Consider the following 24,589-nt stretch of genomic DNA (forward strand, 5'->3'; position numbering starts at 1 on the left):
CGGGCGGGCGTTTCAGCCCAGCCGTATTTCAGCGATACAACCTTTTGGGTGATTGTCCTGCAAGGCAAATTCCAGTCGGTATTTGCGGCAGATATCGCGCACAATTACTAACCCTAAACCAAACCCCTGGCTGTGCTCCCGGGCTTGTTCCAGGCCGATCCCGGTATCAGTAATACGGATCCGCTGTGGATTAACATCAATAATCACTTCACCTTCTTCGGTATAACTAAAGGCGTTTTTTACCAGATTCCCTACCAATATCTTCAGTACTCCGGGGGAGAGTTCGGTCTGGCAATTATCAGACAGAGTTAACGTCCAGCTCAGCTTCTTATCTTCCAGCAAATGTTCATGCAGCTGGATGATCTGTCGAATCTGGTTTTCTTCCAAGGTGTAGCTGCCGTGATGTTCGTCTTCATCGCGACTGAGTGTCAGCAGGGTTGAGATAAACTCGTTCATCTCTTCGCTGGCCTGGTGTAAACGCTGATATTGCTTTTGAGCAAACTGATCGCCGCCGCTGGCTTTTAATAACGACAGAGCTCCTTTAATCACCATCAGTGGCGTACGTAATTCGTGGCTGGCGTGACGGTTAAAGGCACGTTCGCGTTCAATTAAATGGCTGATGGTCTGTTGATGTTGATTAAAGCTGTCAATTAATACCTGCAACTCCTGAGTGATAATACCCTCGGGATTTTCCAGTTCAGAGTGATCATCCGCCGGACGCTGGCGAATCTGATTGGCCAGGTTGTAAAGCGGGTCGGTGAGCAGGGATGATATTTTCTGTACCACCAATAAGCTCATGCCCAATAAAATAAGCGACATCAGAAACTGGAAACGCAGTGATAAAAATAACTCTTCGCGGTCAAACTCGTGTACGTCTTTAAAATTAATCAGCCAGACCTGCTGCTGTTTTCCGGCGACCATCATCCGGGTTTTCAGATAAAAAAACTCCGGCACTTCGCCCTTGCTGAAATGTACTTCGTACGCCTGATCGGGCTGAATTCCCCGTGGTGGCGAAAAATAATCCGGTAACGCTTCGGGTGTGGTGTAGGCGACAATATGCGGGCTTACCTGAACTTTATCGTGCAGGCCAGTGGCAACCAGTTCGGCGGCATGGGGGCGAACTTCATCAAAACGATCTTTCGCCAGTGAACGCTCAATCCCTTCAAAGGTGGAGTAATACACCGAAAAATGGATAAAAATAATCACGGCGGAAACAATGGCAAAATAGGTAAACGTCAGGCGCCGTGCCATGCGGATGTTTTTCATAAACCATCCTCATCCGGCAACATAATCTGATAACCCGTCTTAGGTACGGTATGAATACAGGCGTTAGCGAACGGCTTATCAATCAGGTTACGTAGCTGGTAAATATGATTGCGTAATAAATCAGAATCCGGCTCGTCCTTGCCCCATATTGCCGTAATTAATTGTTGGCGACTGACAACGGCGGGTGCTTGCTGGATCAGGGTTTTTAATAAAATGTACTGCACCGGGTTGAGATTAAAACGTTGGTTCTGGCGCTGAACCGTATGTTGTTTCAGGTCGAGAAGCAGTTCTTTGTAGCACAGCTGGGTATTGGCAATATCACCTTTATGGCGACGAATCAGGGCGTGGATTCTGGCTTCAAGAATATCCAGATCAAAAGGCTTCACCAGATAGTCATCGGCCCCCTGATTAAAACCGGTCAGAATATCATCGCGACTGTCGCGTGCCGTAAGCATCAGAACCGGTGTCTGAATACCTTCTTCGCGCAATTTCTGGCAAACGCTGTAGCCATCCATTTTCGGCAGCATCACATCGAGAATAATCAGGTCATATTCCTGTTGTTTCGCCAACTCAAACCCCTGTAATCCCTGGTGTGCATAGTCCAGCTCAATGCCTTTCAGTTCGAAATAATCGAAAATAATGTCGGCAATCTCTTTATTGTCTTCGATCAGCAGCAGGTTCATCGTTTACTCCACAAAACGGCAAAGACCCGCATATCGCGGGCCTGCCTGGTATGTGATAACTGATTTCAGTCTAGATCAGATATCACCGCCGGGGTTTAAACCACTCGGAACCGATGCCGGAATGGTTTTATCAAAATTATCGTCGCTTAACGTCAGCAGAAACTTCTCAATTGCTTCGATGGTGGCGTCGTCGCTGCTCAGTTTAAGCTGGCTCAGATCAGGGTCACCAGAAGGGTTACTGATGCCGTGATAAAAGCGGATGGCACTTTTCAGATCGGCCTTGGTTCCGTTATGCATATAAGGTGCGGTTGAGGCCAGGTTACGTAATGTTGGGGTACGGAATTTGCCGTTTACACCCCGATCATCCGGTTGCTTGTTATTCACCGGAACCGGCAGTTGGTGCAGTTCAAAATCGGAAAACATCGGACCGCTGTGACAGACATTACAGCCAGCCGCCATAAAAGCATTTAAACCACGCACTTCTTCCTGAGTCAGCGCATTATTATCACCACGGGCGTAACGATCGAACGGTGTGTTGTTATTGATCAGGCTGCGTTCAAATGCGGCAATGGCCTGGCCAATACGTTGTGCCGTAATGGTATCGGCTGTAATACTGGTATCACCAAAAGCGTTCTGAAATAACTGCAGGTATTCCGGATATTTTTTCAGCCGCAATACAACAATATCCACCATCTGACCGAGATTGTTTTCGCGGCCGGTGCTGAGTACTTTCTCCGAAGCGGCCCCCAGATCGGCAATCAGCTGATTGTCTGCGGTATGGCTGATCGTTTGTGCGCTGTGCATATCGGCCGATATCAGATTGCGGATGGAGTCGGTGATGGCTTCGCTAACGGCGTTGTTGGAAAAACCGCGCATTTCTTCACGCGACTCAATCGGGCCCAATGCCTGTTTTTCCAGTGATTTTAATCGATTATCCCAAAACATCATCGCCTGAGACGGATCGTAGTTACCGGTGTGATCAATGCTGTTAAAGGCAGTGTTTAACACCGTGGGTGCGTTACGCATGGCGAAGGTGCCGAATTTACGATCTGCTGCCAGGCCCTGGCCACCCACGCCAATACTGATGTCCAGGCCGTCGGCATAACCGGCATCCGGATGATGACAGGTGACACAGGCAACGTCTTTGCCAGCGGACATAATCGGATCCCAGAATAGTGTTCGACCCAGTTCCACTTTTGCCTGGCTGGTGGGAGTACTGGCCGGATGTATTACCGTTTCAGGTAAGCTGCCGAGACGATGTTGTGGTTCTGCGGTATTGGTCGAGCTACTGCTGCCACACGCGCTTAACAGCAATAAAGAACACGCCGCAGGCAGTGCTTTAATAAATGAGATATCAGCGAAGGCATTCGGTGTTTTCATAAATCATTCCTCACTAGAACTTATAAGAGAGGCTGAAACCAGCCGCAGAACTTTTGGAACCAAGTTGGCTCAGGTACAACTGGCCATCCAGGTTGCGGGTGAATTCCATTCCCAGTCCCAAACCGGCTTTGATATTGGTCTCACTGAAGGTGTCTTTGGTGGTGCGATCAATCAGCTGGTTACTGAATTCTTCGCGGCTATGGGCGGCGCCCAGGGAGAACTCGCCGTATAGGTTTTTATTCCACAGGCTGGCAAATTGATAACGCGAGCCAATATCCAGTGAATAAATATTGATGGTCGAACCGCCAGAGCTATTGGCATCAACGATATTTTGCTTAAAGCCGCCACGAACGAAGTGATTCCAACGGCCTGATTGATGCAGAAAATACTGCAGACTGGCGCCTGCGAGGGCGTCGTAGCTGACACTGTAATTGCCGGCAATCAGATATTCCGCATCCAGGTTCAGCTGAAATTTTTTATTATTGTCTTCTGCTATTGCTGCGTGCTGTAAACACACCACGGATATCGGTGCGCAAAGAAATCTTGCTAATGCTTGTTTGTTCATCACAAATCTCTTTATTCAGATGGGTTGGGTCATTGCCTGTAGCGTAACTAGCCTTGTGTGAAAAAAATGTCAGTGAGCAGCAACAGAACCAGTGCGTGACTTTGAGTCGAAAGATGAAACTGAAGGTGGAGCATCGAACATCGGTTGGTTGTTCACAAACGCGACGTCTTCCGCGATATGGCAGGCGATACAGGCTGAACGAATGCCCTTTAAGGCTTGCTTCATTTGTTTTGGGTCTGCTGTTTTTAGCGCCTTGTTGGCCTGTGGCCACAGCTGATCCAGAAATAAAGCGTGGGCGTTCTCAGCCCTTTTCGGACGCTTCATCAAACCGGTAAGAATGGTTTTGCGGATCTTTTTCCAATGATATTGCGCCAGGCCAGAATTATTACGCTCCACCGCTTGTTGCAGTTTTTCGTAGCGCTCTCCAACTTCCCACATGGTGTGATCAAAACCACGCAGGTAAGTTTGAATACGGAAAAAGCGCTGTTGATCATCCGGTGCTGACATAATCCAGCCTGATACCGGTACCGGATTCAGATTAGTGTTCAGGGTCTTGGTTGTATTTGCTGTATCGGGGTGTTGCGCCATGATATGGGCTGGCAGAAGCAGGCTGGCCAGTAACAGGGTGATTCGCGGGATTCTGAGCATGGGTTATTTCCACAGATAAAGTGCCCTGTTAGTCTTCGCTACCTTCTGTGAAAAAAATGTCGCTTGAGAATACGACGCTAACCCGGATTCGCTACACAAGAGAAAGTCATTAAATGGAATGGTTAGAGCCTGGCTATGCCGCGCTGTTTTTTTTGTCATTCGCTGCAGCAACGCTGGTGCCGTTGGGCTCGGAATGGCTGTTGGTAGTCATGTTGTCCCAGGGCTTTTCGCCACTGTATTCGCTGTTGTTTGCGACGGCGGGTAATACGCTGGGCAGTTACGTGAATTATGCGCTGGGTTATTGGGCGCATGACTGGTTGCAGCAACGAAATAAGCTCAGTGGAGCTGGTTGGTTGCGGGCTGAGCAATGGTTTGAAAAATACGGCGTCTGGAGTTTGTTGATGGCCTGGGTACCGGTGGTGGGAGATCCACTGACTTTTATCGCCGGTATACTGAAAGCATCGTGGAAAAAGGTCTGGTGGCTGATTTTATTATCGAAGCTGGGGCGTTATCTGGTGCTGGTGGGGATATTTTTATTTTTCAGTCCCGGTAGCTGAGGTGCTACCGGGAGAATGATCGAAGGTATGCTGGCGTTAAAACTGCTCGGTTCCAGTGGGCTCAAACCGTTCAACGCCGTTCATTTTCAGGCGGAAATCCGAGATGTCTTTCATCACCACCTGGCGGGCACGGTTGATGCCTCCCAGCGGTCGGTGCTCTTCAATGCCATGCCATGGGTTAAACGAGATATTTTCACAGAATTGTTTCTGGGCTTCCGAGGTGAACGTTTGTGATGGGATATCAATGCGTGCGATTTTGATAAAAGGCGTTTGTTCTTCATGCCAGCGATAAAGCGCATTTTCGATCGGATTTTTCTTTGGATCTTTCTGGAACTGCAGATAAAAATCCAGGCAGCCAGTCCCGTCTTTTAATTGCTTGGCCAGATTCTCGGCCAGGTAGTCTTCCGATGGGGTAATTTCCCCGGAGTTATCAGTACAAGTTTTTAATGCATAACGCACAACCTGCGGGTAGGTCTTCTCGCCATCGGCTGATGTTTCGGGTAATCCCAGTGCAAAAGGCACCACGCTGTTCCATTTCACATTTAACGGGTTTTTATAGGTCTTTGAACCTTTAAAGATATTCCAGGCGCCACGTGGGTGAGTTGCCAGAAATGCCAGGCGCGAGCCATTAAAATTCGCATCGAAGAAGTCAAAAAACTCCTGTGGATTAGCAGCGAAAAATGCATCGTGGCCAAGAAATAAGAAGTCCTGAGTGTGTTGCTCATCTCCCGGTTTAGGTAAACGCTGGCCAACATTTACCTGAGTCAGTTTCATCGCCAGGCCACGGAAATCATTTTCATGATCACTGGTGATTTCTTCCACCGAATTGGAAAAACGCATCCATACCGGGTATTGCGCTTCTGGTTGAAAAATTCCGTGCTGGTAGCCGCTTGCGATGTCTTTATCGATTTTAAAGGTGCCACGAATACAGCCGTTATCTTTCGGGTGAGTATCGCGTAAGACTTCTTCGCCTTTATAAAACTCGGTTAAGTGATCGGTTAACAGCTTGCTGATATTTTTGGTGGTTTGGTCTTCACCGGCGGGTTTCAGTTCCTGCCCTAACGGCAGATCCGGAATATCGCTACAGGCGGAGAGGGTGCACAGAGTAAACAGTGCGGCAGGTACGGTTGCTACCTTCATCATCAAGTCCTTTTGTCTGGTTATCAGGCTATTCGAGCACATCCTTATGCCCGAATCCAGTGTTCGCAACCGACGTAATCAGGGCTGCTGTGACTGGCGTCGACCGGCAATGGCGCTGGTACGAATGGTTTTACCGGCACGCAGGAATTCCAGATCGATACGGTCGCCCGGGCGCAGAGCGGCAATCTGGTTCATTGCCTGCTGGGCATTAGCAGAATCCTGATGATTAATCATGGTGAGGATATCTCCGGTGGCCAGACCGGCCTGTTCTGCCGGGCCTCCCGGGTAAATGCCGGTGACAATCAGACCATTCAAAGCATCCGGTAAACCCAGCAACTTCAGCAGTTTCGGATTGGCTTCCTGCACTTCAATACCGAGCCAACCGCGAATGGTTGCGCCGTGTTTCACCAGATCATTCAAAACCTGAGTGGCGGTTTCTGCCGGAATAGCGAAACCGATACCTTCGCTGCCCCCAGACTGGGAATAAATTGCGGTGTTAATTCCCACTAACTCGCCATAAGCATTAATCAGTGCTCCGCCGGAGTTTCCGGGGTTAATGGCAGCATCGGTCTGGATGTAATTCTCGTAGGTGTTCAGCCCCAGTTGATTACGACCGATAGCCGAAATAATTCCCATGGTGACCGTCTGGCCAACACCAAACGGATTGCCAATCGCCAGCACCACATCACCAATACTCTGGCTGCGTTGTGATGTGACTTTGATTACCGGCAGGTTGGCGAGTTTGATTTTGAGTAATGCCAGATCCGCCTCCGGATCCGTGCCAACCAGCATGGCTTCGGCTTCACGGCCATCGCGCAGGGCAATCACAATTTCGTCGGCACTGCGAATAACGTGATGGTTGGTCAGCACATAACCACTGGCCGACATAATGACGCCTGAGCCCAGGCTGGATTGCAGACGTTCGCTGGGCTGTGGCGTTTCACGCAGAAACTGATTGAAGTAGGGGTCATCAAAAATCGGATGGTGCTGACGTTTGACCGTTTTACGGGTGTAAATATTCACAACCGCCGGGGCGGCAGCATCAACCGCCGCAGCGTAGCTGACCACACCAAGATTCAGAGGAGGGATTACCGCAGTGTCGGATGGTTTATCAGCCTGGTTGGCCGGCTGCTGAAGAATCCATTCCGGCGCCAGATTCAGAACCGCTAAGGCTGCGATGACACCAAACAGAATGGGCAATAAAAAACGATAGATCATGTGAGTTGCCTGGCCCCTGCCATCGGCCATAAAATTAGAGTTTTCATACTGAGTGCACAGGGTACTAGGATTATGGATCGCCGCCAGCTAATCAAGCACCTCGATACATTATTACAGACTGCGCGTATTCGCGATTATTGTCCTAACGGCTTACAGGTTGAGGGCAAAGAACAGGTCAGCAAAATCATTACCGGTGTTACCGCCAATCAGGCATTGATCGATATCGCCATTGAACGTGGAGCCGATACCATTCTGGTTCACCATGGTTATTTCTGGAAAGGTGAAGATCAGCGGGTGATCGGTATCAAAAAAGAACGCCTGAAAGCGCTCCTGGCCCACGATATTAATCTGATTGGTTATCACCTGCCGCTGGATGTTCATCCTGTGTACGGCAACAACATTCAGCTGGCAGATGTACTCGGACTGCAGGTGGATGGCCCGATTGATGAAAGTGATTTATCCAAGCCGGGCAATATTGGTCGTCTGCCACGACCAATGAGTGGCAAAGAATTCCGCGCCTGGATTGCTGAGTGCCTGCAGCGTGAACCTCTGCATATTGGTGAAGACGGCGACATGATTGAAACCATCGCCTGGTGTACCGGTGGTGCTCAGGGGTATTTGCAGACCGCGATTGATGCCGGGGTTGATGCCTATTTAACCGGTGAAATTAACGAACCAGCAGTACATCTGGCTCGTGAAACCGGTACTCATTTCTTTAGCGCCGGGCACCACGCTACCGAACGTTATGGTGCCAAAGCGCTGGGTGAATACCTGGCAGAAGAATTTAACTTAAACGTTGAATTTGTGGATATCGATAATCCGGTTTAATTAGCAGCGGTTTGCTGTTCTTCACTACGGGAAATCATTAACCGCATATCATCAAACACCCGCATCACAATATAAGGTGCGGTGTTTGAGTTGTACGCCAGGATGGTTTTTTTAATGTAATTCCACTTTCGCTTTAAGTGGCTGTTATCAGCAAAACTCTGATTAATAATCGCTTCTGCCCGGGCAACTTTATCTTCAATGGTATCGCTCGCCCGGCTCACGCCATAACCGCCTGTGGTGGAGTTGGCGAATTTCATATAGTGCACCAGAATCTGTTCCAGCTCTAAACGCAGCCTGAAAGCCGGAGAACTTTGTTCGCGTGGATTCAGCGCAGCAATTTTTTCCTGTAAATCCAGAGTTAATAAACTCCATCCAGCTTCCAGCGTCATATCAAAACCTTCGAATGAACGGTTTTCATTGTCAGCAATAAAGGTTTGTGCGGTTTGCCATTTCTGGCGAATGTCCGGGTGTTGCTCCGGAAGAGAGGCGAGTAACTGACTGCCCTGTTGCAGATGTTGTTTGGCTTGTTGCAGATACTCCTGCTGACCTTCAAAAAAGATATAGGTCGCAAATGAGGAGGAGAGCCGGTAGGACAATAATTCTAATTGTTGTAGTTCAGAATTGCTGGCCTGAGAGAGGGAACTAGCCAGCGACAATAACAATACAGCCAAACTTCTCATCCGCACTTCCTTCGTCAGATGCTATCCGAAAGCATTGGCTGCCTGTGTTAAAACGGGTCAAACCAATAGTTATTGGCCTTTTTTAACAAAAGTCAGACCAATTGGCTATGGTTCGATGGGCCGTTAGTTGGGAAGGTCGGCGGGCTGATCGATATCGCGCAGAATGCCCGGGTCATTCAGCAGAAGGTTTTCGACCTTATCGGGGTTGGCCTTAACAACATGACGGGCGCCGCTGTCTCCGCTGCACTGCATCAGCTGAAAGGCAAAGGTTTGTGAGAAGGCGACCGGATTGCCCGGTTTTTCTGTCGCATCAGATTGAGTGACACACGGCCTGACGATGTTTTCACCGTTGAGATGATTGGCCAGAGTCTGATAGGTCGTGGTTAACACCCAGGGCATATCCGCCAGTGCAATCAGCCATCCCTGCCAGTGCTGAGTCGAGTGCACACCAAAAGCCAGGCTATGGCCCATTCCCTGGTCGGCATCCGGGCAAATTCCCCATTCAATGTTCAGTTGATCCAGCTGCTGGCCCAGCGCCTGGTCTCCCGGGCGCAATACAACAAAGCAGGGCAGTTTACTGGCACGTATCTGGCTCAGTGTGCTGAAGAATACCGATGTATTCACCTGCTCTGATTCGGGGAAGGGGGCATGACGTTTATCACTGCCAAAACGTTGGCTGCGGCCTGCGGCTAATAATACAACTCCAACCGTCATTGATTACCTTTGATGTGGATAACTGACTCTCGACACTAGCATAGGGATTTAGCCAGCCGCTACTGGTGAAAGTACGGTAAAAGGTCGTACAGACAGACGTTATGCGGGTCGATACTGAACGACGTGTGCCATTATCGACAAAGCAATTTCGTAGGGCGTTTTACTGCCGATATCAATGCCGATTGGCGCATGCAGTTTTTCCAGCTGTTTCTGGCTGATGTCCAGTTCCAGCAGGCGCTCACGGCGTTTAGTGGAGGTTTTCAGTGAGCCCATGGCGCCGATGTAAAAAGCGTCTGAATTCAGTGCTTCCAACATCGCCATATCGTCGATGCGCGGGTCATGTGCCAGTGCAATAATGGCGCAGTGTTTGTCGTTAAAGGATTCGACAATCAGGTCATCGGGCATGCCTTTAACGACGGTGACGCCATCGACCTGCCAGCCCTGTAAAAATTCATCACGAAAATCACACAGAGTAATTTCGAACTCGAGGTTTTTCGCTATTTCCGCAACACAACGTGCGACTTCACCAGCCCCCACCATTAACAATTTATCGTGTGGCCGTAATGCATGCTGAATAATATCACCGTCGCGCTGAATATCTTTTGGCAGATTTTCGTCATCGATGATGTTCAGTTCACCGCTGGTTAAATGGATCTGACGGCCAATGTGATGGCGTTGTTTTAATGCCGCAAATAATTGCTGAAAATGGGATTGTTGGCTTTTATCGACTTTTTCCAGCAGTACATCGAGATGGCCGCCACAAGGCAGTTGCAGGCGTTGTTGCTCTTCGGCATCACCGCCGTAACGAATGACGGTTGGGCAGCTTGGTTCGTTGCTTGAAAGTTGTTCGGTTAACTCTTGCTCGATACAGCCGCCGGACAGCGAACCTACGATGCCTTTATCCGGGTGATACATCATGAGAGAGCCAACCGGGCGTGGCGACGAGCCATAGGTTTCCAGCACGGTTGCTAACCAGGGCTCAATTCCCTGATCTAACCAGTGCAGAAGTTGTTGTAAGAGGTGCCAGTTGCTGCCGTTCATGAGGTATTTTTAGTCGACGTTGTTGATCCGGTAGCGAATTTAATCTCGTGACACGCCGTGAATATGTCCCTATAGGCTCTAGTGCAGCATCCCTGCTGCCCAAGGTCACTCTGATTAAACACGCTACCGAATCTGATAAATCAGAAAGCCGTTGCGGTTTATCAGAGTAAAGAGCGCCGGATGTTTATAAGTCGACCTTTTATAGCAGGGACGCTATAAGAGAGCATACAGGGACGTACTTGCTGCGTGTCGACGTTAAATATGCGGCGTTCTTTGCTCCAGCGCTTTAAAAAATCAGCTTTTCAGTTCGAGCGGCAAGCTATTAAAACGCTGGCCGGTTTTTCGTGTCACAGCGTTCGCTATCGCGGCGGCAATCGGTGGAACACCCGGTTCACCCACGCCCGTCGGATACTCATCACTGTCAATAATATGCACCTGAATATCCGGCGATTCGTTAATACGCAATAGCTGGTAATCGTAGAAGTTGTTCTGCTGTGGCTCGCCATCAACGATGGTGATTTTTCCGTACAAGGTGGCAGTTAAACCGAAAATAATCCCACCTTCCATTTGTGCTTCAACGGTATCCGGGTTTACTACCTGACCACAGTCGACCACACACACCACACGCTTCACTTTCAGGCTGCTGCCATTCACTTCGACGTCGGCAATTTCAGCAACCCAGGTACCAAAGGATTTGTGCAGAGAAACACCTTGTGTACAACCCGGAAGTGGTGAACCCCAGTTGGCTTTTTCTGCTGCTGTTTTCAACACGTTAGCTGCACGAGGATGATTTTTTAATAAATCCAGGCGGAACTGAACCGGATCTTTTTTCTGGCTGTCAGCCAGTTGATCCATAAAGGTTTCGGTAATAAAGCCATTGTGTGAGAAACCGACGCTACGCCAGTTACCGACTAAAATGCCAGAGTCAGATTTTTTATAATCGACGGAAATATTGTCGAACTCATAAGGTAAGGCTTCGGCACCTTCAAAAATGGAACCGTCTGCCGGAGCAATAATGCCTTCACCCATTTTACCGGCGCTTTCTAACATGCCGTACATAAACTTCGGAGCGAACGGGTACTGAGCCGGCGCCGCTTCACCAACAAAATAATCAAACACACCAGAGCCAGCCATCTGATGCTGCCAGCCAGTGATGTCGCCTTGTTGGTCTAAGGTTGCGGTCAGTTGGTGATAACTGGATGGACGGTAGAAGTCACGCTTGGTGTCTTCTTCTCGAGACCAGATTAATTTAATCGGCTTTTGCAGCTTGTCAGAAATGGCTGCGGCTTCAGCCACAAAGTCGTTATTAATTCGGCGGCCAAAACCACCACCCATAAAGGTAACGTTAACTTTAATATCGCTCAGCGAATAACGGCTGGCCTTCGCAGCAGCAACCTGTGCCATGCTTGGACCCTGAGTAGGTGCCCAGATTTCCATGCCGTCTTTTTTCGCCCAGGCGGTGCAGTTCTGTGGTTCAAGCGTTGCGTGAGCCAGGAATGGCATTTTAAATTCAGCGGTAATGGTCGAAGAGGCTGATTCCAGTGCCTTGGAAATATCGCCTTCATCACGCACGTTTTTACCGCTGTCTTCCGCCATATCGGTTTGATACTGAGTAAAGATGCTGTCGTCACTGACGTTATTTAATTCGCTGTCGTGCCATTCTACTGTTAACTGTTGCTGAGCTTTACGCGCCTGCCAGTAGCTTTTGGCAACTACGGCAACACCCACTGCGGCTGGTGCATTAATTTCAAACACATCAACCACGCCAGCTACTTTTTTAGCCGCGCTGGCATCAAAACTTTTAACCTTGCTGTCCCAGCGACCCGCGCGGGTGACCACCGCGTACAACATGCCTGGCAGGTCGGTATCGATACCAAAGTCAGCGGTGCCGGTTGCTTTCTTTTTCGCATCCAGACGCTTGTTGTATTTGCCGATTACTTTAAATTCGGACTTATCTTTCAGCGGAATATCGGACGGAATGGAGTAGGTCGCGGCAATGGTGGCCAGCTGACCATAAGCAATTTTTTCACCGCTGCTTTTATTAATGACGTGACCCAGCTCGGCGTAACACTGGTCGGTTTTAACGCCCCAGGTATTTGCAGCCGCCTGAATCAACATCATACGGGTAGCGGCGCCACATTCGCGAATAACCTGCCAGCTGGAAGCCACACTGGTGCTGCCGCCGGTAATCTGTAATTTATAAATGGTATTCAGGTAAGCCGAATCCACACCGGCGAACTCGACCTTAACTACTTCCGGATCAATTTCCAGTTCTTCTGCCAATAATGAAGTCATGCCTGTGTAGGTGTTCTGACCCATCTCTGTACGGTCGAGGACAAAATGAATGGTGTTATCGGTATCGATACGCACCCAGGCGTTAGAATCCCAGCCTTCTTTACCGTTGTCGATATTCACGCCGCCATTTTTCAGCGTACTGCAGGCTGGTAAAGCCATGGTCATCATCAGACCACCACCGGTAATTGAAGTGGCTTTCAGGAAGGTACGGCGATTTATCGCAGTGTTCGTTGAATCAACCATAAGTCACCTCCTTGAACAGGTCGCTGTTGCGCTCTGCGGATAAATTGCCCGCGGCTTGTTTGATGGCTTTTTTGATACGAGGGTAGGTACCACAACGGCAGATGTTACCGCTCATGGCGTTATCGATATCCTGATCGGATGGGGTTGGGTTGTCCCGCAACAGAGCCGTTGCCGCCATAATCTGGCCTGACTGGCAGTAACCACACTGTGGCACGTTATTATCGATCCAGGCTTGTTGCACCGTGCTGAGGTTATCCGGTGAACCGACACCTTCGATGGTGGTGATGTTCTGGCCAGCCGCCGCAGCAACCGGAGTAATACAGGTGCGGATTGGCATGCCATTTAAGTGCATGGTGCAGGCGCCACATAAACCAGCGCCACAACCAAACTTACTGCCTTTGAGGTTCAGGAAATCACGCACTACCCACAGCAGTGGCGTATCTGCTTCAACATCCAGCGTATGCTTTACGCCGTTCACGGTTAATTCAATCATCAGGCACCTGTATCGTAATCGATCGGTTTCAGTTTTAAGTCTGAGATTCGGGGCCAGTCTCATCATCTGACCCGGATTTATCATTCAGTTGTTTCTAAGTGACCCAAGGTTACCAATGTTTGATAAGGCCCGTAAAGGTGCTTTTCTGCTAAGATGCGCAACCTGATTGAAACAGTCCGTCTTGGGCTTATTGCAGAATAGCGGAAAGTGAATGGCAAAGAAGTTTTACGTGATCTGGGCTGGCCACGAGCCAGGTATCTACAGCGATTGGCCAACGGCGAAAAAGCAGGTCGATGGTTTCCCGGGAGCGCGCTACAAATCCTTTACCAGTGAAGCCGAAGCACTGGCTGCTTACGGCCGCCCGGCAACGGTAAAAGCGGCTGGTTCAGGCTCTAAGACCAAATCTAAGCCTGCGGCCAAAGCCGAAACCTTTACGACAGATTACACCTTCTATTGCGACGGTGGTTGCGAGCCTAACCCGGGCAAGGCCGGCTCTGGTATCGCTATTTACCGTGCCGATCAGCTGATTCAGCTGTGGTATGGCATGTACAATCCGAACGGCACCAATAATTCCGCTGAACTGAATGCTCTGTATCAGTCGCTGGTGTTATCGGAAAAAGTCATCGCCCAGGGTAAAACAGCCCAGATTCGTTGTGACTCCATGTATTCGATCCAATGTATCCGTGATTGGGCACCTGGTTGGGAAAAGCGTGGCTGGAAACGCAAAGACGGTGAAATCCAGAATTTAGAAATTATTAAACTGGCGTATGCATTGTTTAATAAAATTAAAGACAAATTAATTCTGTCCCATGTAAAAGCACATGCTGGCACAGAAGGTAATGAATTGGCCGACCGTATGACTATGGTAGCCGTGGACCGGAAAAACCCGGAATGGAATAAATACGAAACCCGCGACGATGGTAGCTTTGATATTGCTGCGTTATTAAAAATGCGCGCGGGTTAATAAAGAAATCTTGAGAAGTATTAGAGAATTTATTTTTCGACGCGCTGTACATACATCCCTGTAAGCTCGACTGCCGCATCCCTGCGGCAGACGGTCGAAAAAAAACACCATAATACTTCTCTACCTGGTCGCAGCTGACCGTAAGTGAGAGAAATTATGACCCTATTTCGCCCATGTATTGACCTTCACCAGGGCAAGGTAAAACAAATTGTTGGTGGCAGCCTGAACGATCAGGGTGCCGATACTAATTTCATCAGTGATCACGATGCGGCGTATTACGCTGAGCTGTATCGCAAGCACGATTTACGCGGTGGCCATGTCATTGCGCTTGGCCCGGGTAATAAAGAAGAAGCATTAAAAGCACTGGCGGCCTGGCCACAAGGTTTGCAGTTCGGTGGTGGTGTGAACCAGGGCAATGCCGCTGAATTTCTCGAAGCGGGTGCTTCTCATGTGATTGTGACTTCTTATTTATTTGAAGATGGTCAGTTCAGTTGGGAGCGTTTAGAACAGCTGAAAAAAGAGACCGGTAAAGATCGTCTGATTCTTGATTTGAGTTGTCGCCGAACCAATGATGGCTGGAACATTGCCACCGATCGCTGGCAGACGGTTACCTCTACCGCAGTGAACGCTGAAAACCTGCGTGAACTGGCCAGCCACTGTGATGAGTTTCTGATTCATGCCGCGGATGTGGAAGGTTTACAGGCCGGTATTGATGAACAGCTGGTGGCCATGCTGGGCGAGCATTCAACCATTCCTATGACCTATGCTGGCGGCGCCCGTTCTCTCGATGACTTAAAGCGGGTGCACGAGTTATCTAGCGGTAAGGTCGATTTAACCATCGGCAGCGCACTGGATATTTTTGGTGGTAAGGGCGTCACTCTGGAAGAATGTCTGAGCTGGAATCAGCAGTCTGGCGCTTAATCTCTTAATTCCCCTATCTTCCACTTATCAAATTGGCTCTGAGCGCAGTCCATTTGTTATTTTTTAACAGAGGCCGCGAAGTTATTTTTCGCGGCCTTTTTTGTTATTGATCTGATCTCTTTAAATTAACTTTTTGCACTATCAGCTCGCATGCTTTTTGCGGCATGGACTTTTCGGGTCAAGTTCAGAAAAACACATCGATATAAGCCAGCGAGGAATGATTTGACCTAGTACTGGCGTGCCACTAAGAGTACAAGGCTTAGCCAATCAGCTCACTTTTTCGGAAGTGGCTGCATAACAATAAGATAAATATTGCGGTCGTTAACGGGTAATCCGTGCGGCGGCACACTGTTCCCAAGGTTTTATTATGACAATGAAAACAGCACTCACTCTGGCCGTTGGCCTGGCGGTTTCAGCCGGTTCTTCAGCCATGAGCTCTAAGCCGAAATCCGATCCTATTGGTGATTTCCAATCCAGCTGGGCAGGCAAGGCATTGGCGATGCAGCGTGACCTGGATATTCATGAACCATTAAGCGAAAACAGCATTCTGGGTACCCATAATTCTTACAACTCGGAAGTGTACCGTAACGCTACCCGCTACCATGATCCGCAGCAAAAGCACTCTATTTACGATCAGCTGCGTATGGGGGCACGTTTCCTTGAGCTGGATGCTCACTGGACCTACAAAATTAAAGGCTTCGACTGGGGTACCGACGTTTTATTGTGTCACTCCGGTATTGGCAAAAGTATTGGTGATGTACACGTTGGCTGCAGCCTGACCGATCGTCGTCTGACAGAAGGCCTGGAAGAAGTACGCAACTGGCTGAACGAGAACCCAACCGAAGTGATCATTCTTTACATCGAAGATCACGTGGATGGTGAGCATGGCAAATTATGGGATGCGTTAAACAGCAAGCTGGGCAACAAATTCTATGCCTCGAATGGCTGTAAAGCGATTCCGAATGATCTGAGCGAAGCGGATGTGCTGCAGGCCGGTAAGCAGGTTGTATTGTTCAAAGACGGCAGCTGCGCAAACAACAGCTCGTTGGCGAATACTGCATTCACTGGCTTAGGTGGCATCAGCCGGATCTGGGAAGACCGCACCGGTATTGGTGCTCTGGGTGAGTTCTTTGCTGGTAAAGCGGTAAACCGTATTGAAGCGGCAGACGTAACCCGTGAATTTAAAGAAGGCCGTAACATCGTTAACCTGGATGATATGACCTATAACGACGGTCGTATCGAAGCGGCTATCTGGTCATGGGACAAGAACGAGCCAAACAACCACGGCGGCAATCAGGATTGTGCCGTTCAGTGGGGTAACGGTCGTTGGGATGATGCTTACTGTACTGACCAACACTACTTCGCTTGTGAGAATCAGAACGACGGTTCCTGGAGCCTGAGCACCTACAAAGGTGAATGGACACAAGGTGAAGCGGCTTGTGCGGCATTGGGTGGTGACTACAAGTTCTCCGTGCCAACCAGCAGCAAAGACAATGAAAACCTGAAAACGGCGAAAGGTGGTAACAGCCACGTTTGGCTGAACTACAACGACCGTCAGGTTGAAGGCAACTGGCAGAATCCAAAAGGCAAAGGCATTTTCCGTGAACTGCGTGACGCTCGTGCGAACTTGTGTCTGGACGTAGAAGGTGGCCACAACAATAACGGTCAGAACGTTCGCATGTGGAACTGTAACGGCAGCAATGCGCAGAAGTGGGCTTATGATGCTTCTACCGGTTTCCTGCGCAATATCATGGGCAAGTGTCTGGATATTTCCGGCAACGATGACCGTGTTCGTGAAGGTCAGACTGTCCAACTGTGGGATTGTCACACCAGCGCGAAAGATCAGACCTGGAATTTCTCCGGTGGCGTTCTGCGTAACCGCGTAAACACCAATATGGTGATGGATGCTTACGGCTCAGGTAGCGGTGCAGACGCTGGTCTGTGGAGCTACCACGGTGGTAACAACCAGAAGTGGAACTGGGGTAACTGAGTTACGCTGAGATCCAGAAACACGATCTGATAAAAAAGAGGCTCCGGCTTCTTTTTTATTGCCGTTTTTTTATTGCAGGTTTTTACGGTCAGCTGGCAATGCTGTATTGATTCCGGCCGTTTTGCTTAGCCTGGTATAAGGCATGATCCGCTTGCTTATACAGGGTTTCCAGATCCTGATTGTGAAATTCAGCAATACCAAAACTGATGGTTACCCGGTCGCTGACGGAAGAGCCTGGGTGTGGAATATTCTCTTCGTACAACTCATCCATGATATGCCGGACTAACTGACTGGCCTGAATTCGGTTACTGCCGGATAAAATCAGAGCGAATTCTTCACCACCCATACGGGTTACCAGGTCGCTGCCGCGACGGCAATTTTTCTGCAGCAGTTTTGCCACCAGTTGCAAACAGGAATCTCCCTGAGGGTGGCCAAGGCAATCGTTGTATTGTTTAAAGTGGTCAATATCGAGAATGACCAGCGTCATATTGTTGCCCTGGCGCTGGCTGATATCTGCGTGCAGTTTTAATCCTTCGTTGAAGGCTTTGCGATTGCCGATGCCGGTTAACTCGTCGGTAACACTCATTGCTTTCAGCTGACTGACAAGATCGACATTTTCAATGTATTTCTGTTTTGCCTGGCGGTAGAACTTACTGATAGACACCCGGAAAAAGAAATAAAGAATGGGGTACAACATCAGCGACGCAAAAATCTCTGCTTTGTTTTCTGGGGGAGAAATAAACGTGATGATGTAAAAATCACCGGCAATAATAAAAGGCAGGCAAACAAAAAGCAGGCCGGGCTGGGTGTGGAAACCCAGTAAGAAAATAAAGAAACCTGCCATCAGTAATGTCTCAGACGTGACATTAGCGTACCAGGTCAGCTGCACATCATAAGCAATCAGCAACCAGAAAATACCGAGAAATGTACAGGGAACGTACCAGGCATAACTGCGGGAATGCTGGTTGCGGCATAGATAATAACTGATACACGCCAGGGCCAAACAAACCAGTGCGTAATGAAAGAAATTGTAGTTGTTCGACAGTGCTTCTTCAGCGTGAACCAGGTGATAAAAAACCAGATAAAAAACAGCAAGGAATGAAGACGCAAGAACCCAGGTAAAACCTGAGTTCAGCAAGTCACGGTTGAGCTGGTTAGCGAAATCTTTTTGTTCTTTGTCCGATATAGGCATAGCTTCCTCCGGATGATGAGCGGCATCATCCGTGGCCAATAGCTTTACTATAGATCAGCGATGCAGGATCGCCACGCAACCGAACAACCGTTTCGAATCGTTATTTATTGAGCAGGCTCACCAGCTCATTCAGATCATCCATCTTGGTCATAATGTTAGCGGTTAATTCATCAACCCCTTCCTGAGTAATACCAAGGTCATCAAGAATATACTGCTCCGGTAACTCATACGGTCCATCACCAAAGCCATGGCGGCGCAGGCTGCGGGTGGCAACGTAAAGAATCTGAGCATACTCCTTGTGTTCACCATCGAACTTCGGATTGTGTTGCTGACGCAGAGCTGTGACCAGCTCGTCTGGCATACGCCATTGCTGCATCAGGCAGCTGGAAACCTGTTCACGGGTCATGCCCAGTAAGTGACGCTCGATATAGAAGCGATTGATATGAGGGTTAGCTTCGATATGACGATTAACCAGGGAGAATTGTGGTGGGAACACGTGGCCCAGCACCAGGAATCCGAAGTTATGCAGCAGTCCACACAAATAGGCTAAGCCCTGACTTGGACGGTGGCGTGCCGGAATCATCCGCACCAGCTCACCACATAATGCTGCGGTAACCACCGCCTGTTGCCAGAACGGCGCGTAACCGTGTGGCCCTTCTTTAGGAACCGATAAACTGCGGCCCAATGCCAGACCCAGCGCCAGGTTAATCACCAGATCAAAACCCAGCACCCGCAATACCGCATCTTCGACGGTTTTAATCTCACCACGCACGCCGTAATACGGTGAACGAGCCCAGCTGACCACCTGGGCTGACATGCCCGGATCGAGCTCGACGGCTTGTGCCAGCGAGACGGTATCGGCGTTCGGATCTACCCGCAGGTCAATGATCTTGCGGGCGGTCTCCGGTAGTGGGGGTAAATCGAGGGTTTCTTCGAGGCGTTGCTTAATACGCATCGGGGTGAACTGACGAATGGCGGCATGAACATCGTCCAGGTCCTGATCCTGACTGTTCAGGTGAACCTCGCTGGCCAACGGTGCGGTGTAACTACCAATATGAGAGCTGGACGTGAGATTACGGAAATCATCCGTTGGTACTTTAAGCCACTCGTGTTCCGCACCGGAGACGATAAACAGCTCCGGTTGTTCCAGCAGGGTTTCATCTACCAGAGAATCCACGCCGGTCACCTGGGGCAGCGCTGGAAATTCATCCAGGCCAAACTTGTTTTTTAAGCGTTGCAGCTCCTCGGCAGACAGCGCAGTAAACTGGCGACCAAATTCATGTGCCAGCATGTTCAGATCCAGCAGGCGGTTGCCCGGAATTACGACCTGAACTTTGCCATCACCGTCCTTCAGGAAAACAACATTGGCCACTTTGGCAGAATAGGAGGCGGGAGGGTTACTTTGCATAAGCTGAAAAACTTCTTCGTCATCGGTCAGTGAATAGGGAACGTGCCAGTCATCCAGCACTTTCATGACTGTAGCGGGGATAGCCATACTAAAATCCTTATGAATCGCGGCCAACACCGCTCAGCTGTAAATACGTCTGGATTAAATATAGTTCAGGCTGGAAGGCTCGCCCGGCATGAGCCGGACTTTTTTTGACGGACGAAAGGAATTGCGATCAGGGTCAATGAAAGGTCAGACATTGGCAAAGCGTTCAGCTTCACCCAGCCAACGCTGTATCAGAGGCTCTACGGTTTGTGGATGATTGTTCCACAGTTGTTCGGCCATTTCCCGCACCTGGGGTAATAAATCGCCATCGCGCTGTAAGTCGGCAACACGCAACATCTGCAGGCCGGTTTGGCGGGTGCCCAGCATTTCACCGGGGCCACGAATCTGTAAATCCTGCTCTGCGATATAAAAGCCGTCCTGGCTGTCACGCATCACTTGTAAGCGCTGTTTACTGGTGAAGGATAACGGCGATTTATACAGCAGTACGCAATGGGATTTGGCACTGCCACGGCCAACCCGGCCGCGCAGCTGGTGTAATTGCGCCAGACCCAGACGCTCCGGGTTTTCGATAATCATCAGGCTGGAATTAGGCACGTCCACGCCCACTTCAATTACTGTGGTGGCTACCAGTAAGTCCAGTTCATGGGCTTTAAAAGACGCCATAATGTCGGCCTTTTCTGCCGGTTTCATACGTCCGTGTACCAGACCGATGCGCAGGTGTGGCAGCGCTTCTTTCAGCTCTTCGGCGGTGTTTTCTGCTGCCTGGCATTGCAATGCTTCACTTTCTTCAATCAGGGTACAGACCCAATAGGCCTGGGCACCTTCACCGCCTTGTTCTTTCGGTGTACAAGCGGCGCTGACACGCTGAATAATTTCCGGGCGGCGGTTATCGGCAATAGCCACTGTGGTAATCGGGCTACGGCCCGGTGGTAATTCATCAATCACCGAGGTATCCAGGTCGGCGTAGGCGCTCATCGCCAGGGTTCGCGGAATCGGGGTAGCGGTCATAATCAGCTGGTGCGGCGATAAGCCCATCTGGATGCCTTTTTCACGCAGTTCCAGACGTTGATGCACTCCAAATCGGTGTTGTTCATCGATGATAATCAGACCGAGCCTGGCGAACTGCACGTCTTCCTGAAACAGTGCATGGGTTCCCACCACCAGTTGCGCACTGCCGTCGGCGATTTCACTCAGAGACTGTGCCCGGGCTTTGCCTTTGACTTTACCGGCCAGCCAGCCACAGCGAATGCCTAACGGCTCAAACCAGGCGGATAAATTCTGCAGATGTTGTTCAGCGAGGATTTCTGTCGGCGCCATTAACGCTACCTGATACCCCGCTTCCAGCACATCGCAGGCTGCCAGCGCCGCCACCAGTGTTTTACCGGAACCCACATCGCCCTGAACCAGGCGCAACATGGGGTAGGGCTGCTGAATATCCTGTTCGATTTCTTTCACCACCCGCTGCTGAGCGCCGGTTGGAGTAAACGGCAGCTGACCTAACAACTGTTGCTGCAAACTTTGCTTGCAGACAATGGCTGGTGCCTGGTGTGCCTGAACCTGAGCGCGGATTTTATGCAGCGACAGCTGGTGGGCTAACAACTCTTCCAGAATCAGACGTTTTTGTGCCGGGTGCTGGCCGGATAACAAATACGCCAGATCGGTATCACGATCAGGCTGGTGCAGAAACAGCAGAGATTCTTCCAGCGTTGGCAAGCGCCACTGACTGAGCCATTCGCGTGGCAATAAATCGACCAGATCAACCTGATGATCGCGCAGCAAACCGTGGGCCTGCTCGTGCAATAAGCGCAAACGTTGTTGGGAAATGCCATCGGTGGCCGGGTAAACCGGTGTCAGGCTGGCTTCCAGCTCTTCATCCAGGCCATCTTCAAGAACCTTGTATTCCGGGTGGTAGATTTCTAAACCACTGGCGCCACGGCGGGGTTCGCCGTAGCAACGTAAGGTGGTGCCGGAGCTGAATTGTTTCTTCTGGGCAGCGGTAAAGTGATAAAAGCGCAGGCTGATCACCCCGGATGCATCCTGCAGTTTTACCAATAAGCTGCGGCGCTTACCAAAGACGATATTGGCGACCCGTACTTCTCCCTGAAACACCGCTGGGCGCTGCGGTTGCAGGCCACCAATCGGAGTAATCCGGCTGCGATCTTCATAACGAAACGGCAGGTGAAAATAGAGGTCGGACAAACTGGCGATGTGCAGCTTCTGCAGCTGCTCCGCCAGCTTCGGGCCAACCCCTTTCAGGTCGGTGAGTTTACTCAGCTTCGCCACAGGTTTTCCTCGTTGCTACGGTCCCGGATGAATCAGCTGATGCGGCACTGACGCGCAGTTTCTAACAACAGATCAACCGCCTGACCGCGTGGGAAGCTGGTACGCCATGCCAGTGCCACGGTACGGCTGGGTGCCGGTTGGGTAAATGGCTTGGTGGTTACCAGATTCTGGTCGAGGTTACTGACCGCCGATTCCGGCAGTACGGTGATGCCCAGCCCGGTTGCCACCATGTGCTTCAGAGTTTCCAGTGAGCTGCCTTCGGTAACGGTGCCCAGGCGGGTGTGGTGTTTATTACTCAGCGCCGGGCAAGCTTCAAACACCTGATCACGGAAACAATGGCCTTCGCCCAGCATTAACAGGTCTTCATCAATCAGCTGCTCCGGGTTGATGGCAGTCTGACTTTCCCATGGATGGTTTTTGGGTAGTACCACAACGAAATTTTCGTCGTATAGCGGCCGGGTTAATACATCCGGCTCGGTAAATGGCAGAGCAACAATAATGGCGTCGAGCTCACCATCACGTAATTGGCGGCGTAATACGCCGGTGTAATTCTCTTCCAGATACAGCGGCATGGTGGTCGCCAGCTGGTGGATTTGTGGCACGAGATGCGGAAACAGATAAGGGCCGATGGTAAAAATAGCGCCGATTTTTAATGGTGTGGATAACTGATCTTTACCCGCATTGGCGATTTCTTTAATAGAGCGTGATTCTTCCAGAACTTTCTGCGCCTGGGCGATGATTTTCTCCCCCAGCGGAGTAATGGTGACGGAGCTCTTACTGCGTTCAAAAATCGCAATTTCCAGCTCGCTTTCGAGCTTTTTTATCGCTACGCTCAGGGTCGGTTGGCTGACAAAACACTTTTCAGCTGCACGGCCAAAATGACGCTCCTGAGCGAGGGTGACGATGTACTTCAGCTCGGTTAATGTCATAACAAATCTCGTTTATAAAAAGGTTTAACAGCCCCAGGCTGATAATCAGCTTGTATAGGTATGCTTCTATCGATTTAGCTTATCTATAAGAGCGCCGGAGATCCAGTAGCGCGTTACTGATCCGGTTGAAATAAAGCCTGCTAGGCTAATAAGCAGAGAGACAATAAAAAGTTGGAGGGAAGTACATGGCTCGGATTCTGGTTGTAGGTGCGGGTGATATCGGAGGTCATCTTGCCGCGGACTTAGCTCAGTCTGGTCATCAGGTTTACGGCGTACGCCGTTCGGATAAAGCCATCGCCGATGGTGTCGAACTGGTCAGAGCCGATGTGGCTGACCCGGAAAGTCTGCTCGATTTACCCACCGAAATTGATGTGGTGGTTTACAGTGTTGCCTCACCGGTGTTCTCCAAAGAGGGCTATCACACCTACTACTACAAAGGCCTGCGCAATGTGTTACGTGCGGTACGGCCAATGAACCCTAAGCGTGTTGTATTTGTTTCCAGCTCCAGTGTTTATCACCAGATGGATGGTGAATGGGTGGATGAAACGTCCGAAACCACGCCGTCCAGCTTTGCTGGCAAAGAGATGCTGGCTGCCGAACAGGCGCTGATTAAAGATAAGTTGCCAGGTACGGTTGTGCGCCTTACCGGCGTGTATGGCCCGGGTCGTAACCGCATGATCGAACAGGCGAAGCAGGGCGGACATTGTGATCCTGAACCACCGGTCTGGACCAACCGTATTCATCGTGACGATTGTGTTGGCGTACTGAAAACTCTGGTGGAAAAAGCATTAAACGATGAGCCACTGGAAGACATTTATCTCGCCAGTGATGATGAGCCAGCCACCTTGTTCGATGTGCTGGAGTGGATGAAGGATCGGATTGGTGATGTTGAAGACGACCATGATCTGCCGGAAGCGACCCGTCGCGCGAATCGTCGTTGCTCCAATAAGCGGATTAAAGATCTGGGGTACCAGCTGAAGTATCCGGACTTCCGCAGTGGTTACGACAAACAGCTGGCCGATATGGGTCTGGTGTAATTCTCTTTTTCTCTGGCCAGGATTGATCCTGGCCGTTCCGTTTTCCTCCAGACGCCTGTCTCGGGCGTC

The 24,589-nt window shown here is 50.1% G+C and carries 22 protein-coding genes; 6 read left to right on the forward strand and 16 right to left on the reverse strand.

The window, feature by feature from the left end; genetic code table 11:
- Positions 1-12 precede the first annotated feature (12 nt).
- From ACOQOZ_RS16525 to ACOQOZ_RS16545, 5 genes are all read right to left on the reverse strand, one after another.
- Entirely contained in the window at positions 13-1,266 is a 1,254-nt protein-coding gene (locus tag ACOQOZ_RS16525) for a sensor histidine kinase (protein ID WP_420589251.1), read from the reverse strand.
- Complete coding sequence (locus ACOQOZ_RS16530) at positions 1,263-1,949, reverse strand: response regulator transcription factor (protein WP_420589252.1); 687 nt, start codon at positions 1,947-1,949, stop codon at positions 1,263-1,265. Before ACOQOZ_RS16530 ends, ACOQOZ_RS16525 begins: the two co-directional genes overlap by 4 nt.
- Before the next feature lie 75 nt (positions 1,950-2,024).
- Positions 2,025-3,329 carry a cytochrome-c peroxidase gene (locus ACOQOZ_RS16535; protein WP_420589253.1) on the reverse strand — a complete coding sequence of 435 codons (1,305 nt, stop codon included), beginning with the start codon at positions 3,327-3,329 and terminating at the stop codon, positions 2,025-2,027.
- Positions 3,330-3,342: 13 nt separating this feature from the next.
- Positions 3,343-3,894, reverse strand: a complete 552-nt coding sequence (locus ACOQOZ_RS16540; RefSeq protein ID WP_420589254.1) for a hypothetical protein — start codon at positions 3,892-3,894, stop codon at positions 3,343-3,345.
- A gap of 69 nt (positions 3,895-3,963) precedes the next feature.
- Entirely contained in the window at positions 3,964-4,542 is a 579-nt protein-coding gene (locus ACOQOZ_RS16545; protein ID WP_420589255.1) for a hypothetical protein, read from the reverse strand.
- Between the two features lie 113 nt (positions 4,543-4,655).
- Here ACOQOZ_RS16545 and ACOQOZ_RS16550 point away from each other — a divergent pair, with 113 nt between their 5' ends.
- Complete coding sequence (locus ACOQOZ_RS16550) at positions 4,656-5,099, forward strand: YqaA family protein (protein WP_420589256.1); 444 nt, start codon at positions 4,656-4,658, stop codon at positions 5,097-5,099.
- A gap of 36 nt (positions 5,100-5,135) precedes the next feature.
- On the opposite strand, the gene ACOQOZ_RS16555 is transcribed toward ACOQOZ_RS16550, so the two are convergent.
- Positions 5,136-6,242 (reverse strand): hypothetical protein, encoded by a 1,107-nt coding sequence (locus ACOQOZ_RS16555; RefSeq protein WP_420589257.1) that lies wholly within the window; start codon positions 6,240-6,242, stop codon positions 5,136-5,138.
- Positions 6,243-6,317: 75 nt separating this feature from the next.
- Positions 6,318-7,457, reverse strand: coding sequence for a S1C family serine protease (locus tag ACOQOZ_RS16560; RefSeq protein ID WP_420589258.1), 1,140 nt, complete (start codon positions 7,455-7,457; stop codon positions 6,318-6,320).
- Positions 7,458-7,529: 72 nt separating this feature from the next.
- Here ACOQOZ_RS16560 and ACOQOZ_RS16565 point away from each other — a divergent pair, with 72 nt between their 5' ends.
- Positions 7,530-8,285 carry a Nif3-like dinuclear metal center hexameric protein gene (locus ACOQOZ_RS16565; protein WP_420589259.1) on the forward strand — a complete coding sequence of 252 codons (756 nt, stop codon included), beginning with the start codon at positions 7,530-7,532 and terminating at the stop codon, positions 8,283-8,285.
- On the opposite strand, the gene ACOQOZ_RS16570 is transcribed toward ACOQOZ_RS16565, so the two are convergent.
- The 5 genes from ACOQOZ_RS16570 to ACOQOZ_RS16590 form a co-directional block, all read right to left on the reverse strand.
- Positions 8,282-8,965, reverse strand: a complete 684-nt coding sequence (locus ACOQOZ_RS16570; RefSeq protein WP_420589260.1) for a hypothetical protein — start codon at positions 8,963-8,965, stop codon at positions 8,282-8,284. The two genes, ACOQOZ_RS16565 and ACOQOZ_RS16570, sit on opposite strands and share 4 nt — an antisense overlap.
- A 123-nt stretch (positions 8,966-9,088) precedes the next feature.
- Positions 9,089-9,679 (reverse strand): nucleotidyltransferase family protein, encoded by a 591-nt coding sequence (locus ACOQOZ_RS16575; protein ID WP_420589261.1) that lies wholly within the window; start codon positions 9,677-9,679, stop codon positions 9,089-9,091.
- Between the two features lie 99 nt (positions 9,680-9,778).
- Entirely contained in the window at positions 9,779-10,720 is a 942-nt protein-coding gene (locus ACOQOZ_RS16580) for an XdhC family protein (protein ID WP_420589262.1), read from the reverse strand.
- A 294-nt stretch (positions 10,721-11,014) separates the two neighbouring features.
- On the reverse strand, positions 11,015-13,258 hold the full coding sequence (locus ACOQOZ_RS16585; protein ID WP_420589263.1) for a molybdopterin cofactor-binding domain-containing protein: 2,244 nt from the start codon (positions 13,256-13,258) through the stop codon (positions 11,015-11,017).
- Positions 13,251-13,751 (reverse strand): (2Fe-2S)-binding protein, encoded by a 501-nt coding sequence (locus tag ACOQOZ_RS16590; protein ID WP_420589264.1) that lies wholly within the window; start codon positions 13,749-13,751, stop codon positions 13,251-13,253. Before ACOQOZ_RS16590 ends, ACOQOZ_RS16585 begins: the two co-directional genes overlap by 8 nt.
- 211 nt (positions 13,752-13,962) lie before the next feature.
- Between ACOQOZ_RS16590 and ACOQOZ_RS16595 the strand changes: the two genes are divergently transcribed.
- From ACOQOZ_RS16595 to ACOQOZ_RS16605, 3 genes are all read left to right on the forward strand, one after another.
- Complete coding sequence (locus ACOQOZ_RS16595; protein WP_420589265.1) at positions 13,963-14,715, forward strand: viroplasmin family protein; 753 nt, start codon at positions 13,963-13,965, stop codon at positions 14,713-14,715.
- Positions 14,716-14,871: 156 nt separating this feature from the next.
- Entirely contained in the window at positions 14,872-15,636 is a 765-nt protein-coding gene (gene hisA, locus ACOQOZ_RS16600; RefSeq protein ID WP_420589266.1) for a phosphoribosylformimino-5-aminoimidazole carboxamide ribotide isomerase, read from the forward strand.
- Between the two features lie 367 nt (positions 15,637-16,003).
- Positions 16,004-17,626, forward strand: coding sequence for a phosphatidylinositol-specific phospholipase C domain-containing protein (locus ACOQOZ_RS16605; RefSeq protein ID WP_420589267.1), 1,623 nt, complete (start codon positions 16,004-16,006; stop codon positions 17,624-17,626).
- Between the two features lie 88 nt (positions 17,627-17,714).
- Here the strand turns inward: ACOQOZ_RS16605 and ACOQOZ_RS16610 are convergent, their stop codons facing one another.
- The 4 genes from ACOQOZ_RS16610 to ACOQOZ_RS16625 all read right to left on the reverse strand — a co-directional run bounded on the left by ACOQOZ_RS16610 (position 17,715) and on the right by ACOQOZ_RS16625 (position 23,483).
- Positions 17,715-18,818 (reverse strand): GGDEF domain-containing protein, encoded by a 1,104-nt coding sequence (locus ACOQOZ_RS16610; RefSeq protein ID WP_420589268.1) that lies wholly within the window; start codon positions 18,816-18,818, stop codon positions 17,715-17,717.
- A gap of 100 nt (positions 18,819-18,918) precedes the next feature.
- A complete protein-coding gene (locus ACOQOZ_RS16615; RefSeq protein ID WP_420589269.1) occupies positions 18,919-20,313 on the reverse strand; it encodes an HDOD domain-containing protein in 1,395 nt (464 codons plus the stop codon).
- Positions 20,314-20,457: 144 nt separating this feature from the next.
- Positions 20,458-22,554, reverse strand: a complete 2,097-nt coding sequence (gene recG, locus ACOQOZ_RS16620; RefSeq protein ID WP_420589270.1) for an ATP-dependent DNA helicase RecG — start codon at positions 22,552-22,554, stop codon at positions 20,458-20,460.
- Positions 22,555-22,586: 32 nt separating this feature from the next.
- Positions 22,587-23,483: a hydrogen peroxide-inducible genes activator gene (locus ACOQOZ_RS16625; RefSeq protein WP_420589271.1), complete on the reverse strand. Its 897-nt coding sequence runs from the start codon at positions 23,481-23,483 to the stop codon at positions 22,587-22,589.
- A 185-nt stretch (positions 23,484-23,668) separates the two neighbouring features.
- Here ACOQOZ_RS16625 and ACOQOZ_RS16630 point away from each other — a divergent pair, with 185 nt between their 5' ends.
- Positions 23,669-24,520 carry an NAD-dependent epimerase/dehydratase family protein gene (locus ACOQOZ_RS16630; RefSeq protein ID WP_420589272.1) on the forward strand — a complete coding sequence of 284 codons (852 nt, stop codon included), beginning with the start codon at positions 23,669-23,671 and terminating at the stop codon, positions 24,518-24,520.
- Positions 24,521-24,589 lie beyond the last annotated feature (69 nt).

The sequence above is a fragment of the Bacterioplanoides sp. genome (assembly GCF_965219715.1).
Lineage (GTDB): Bacteria > Pseudomonadota > Gammaproteobacteria > Pseudomonadales > Oceanobacteraceae > Bacterioplanoides.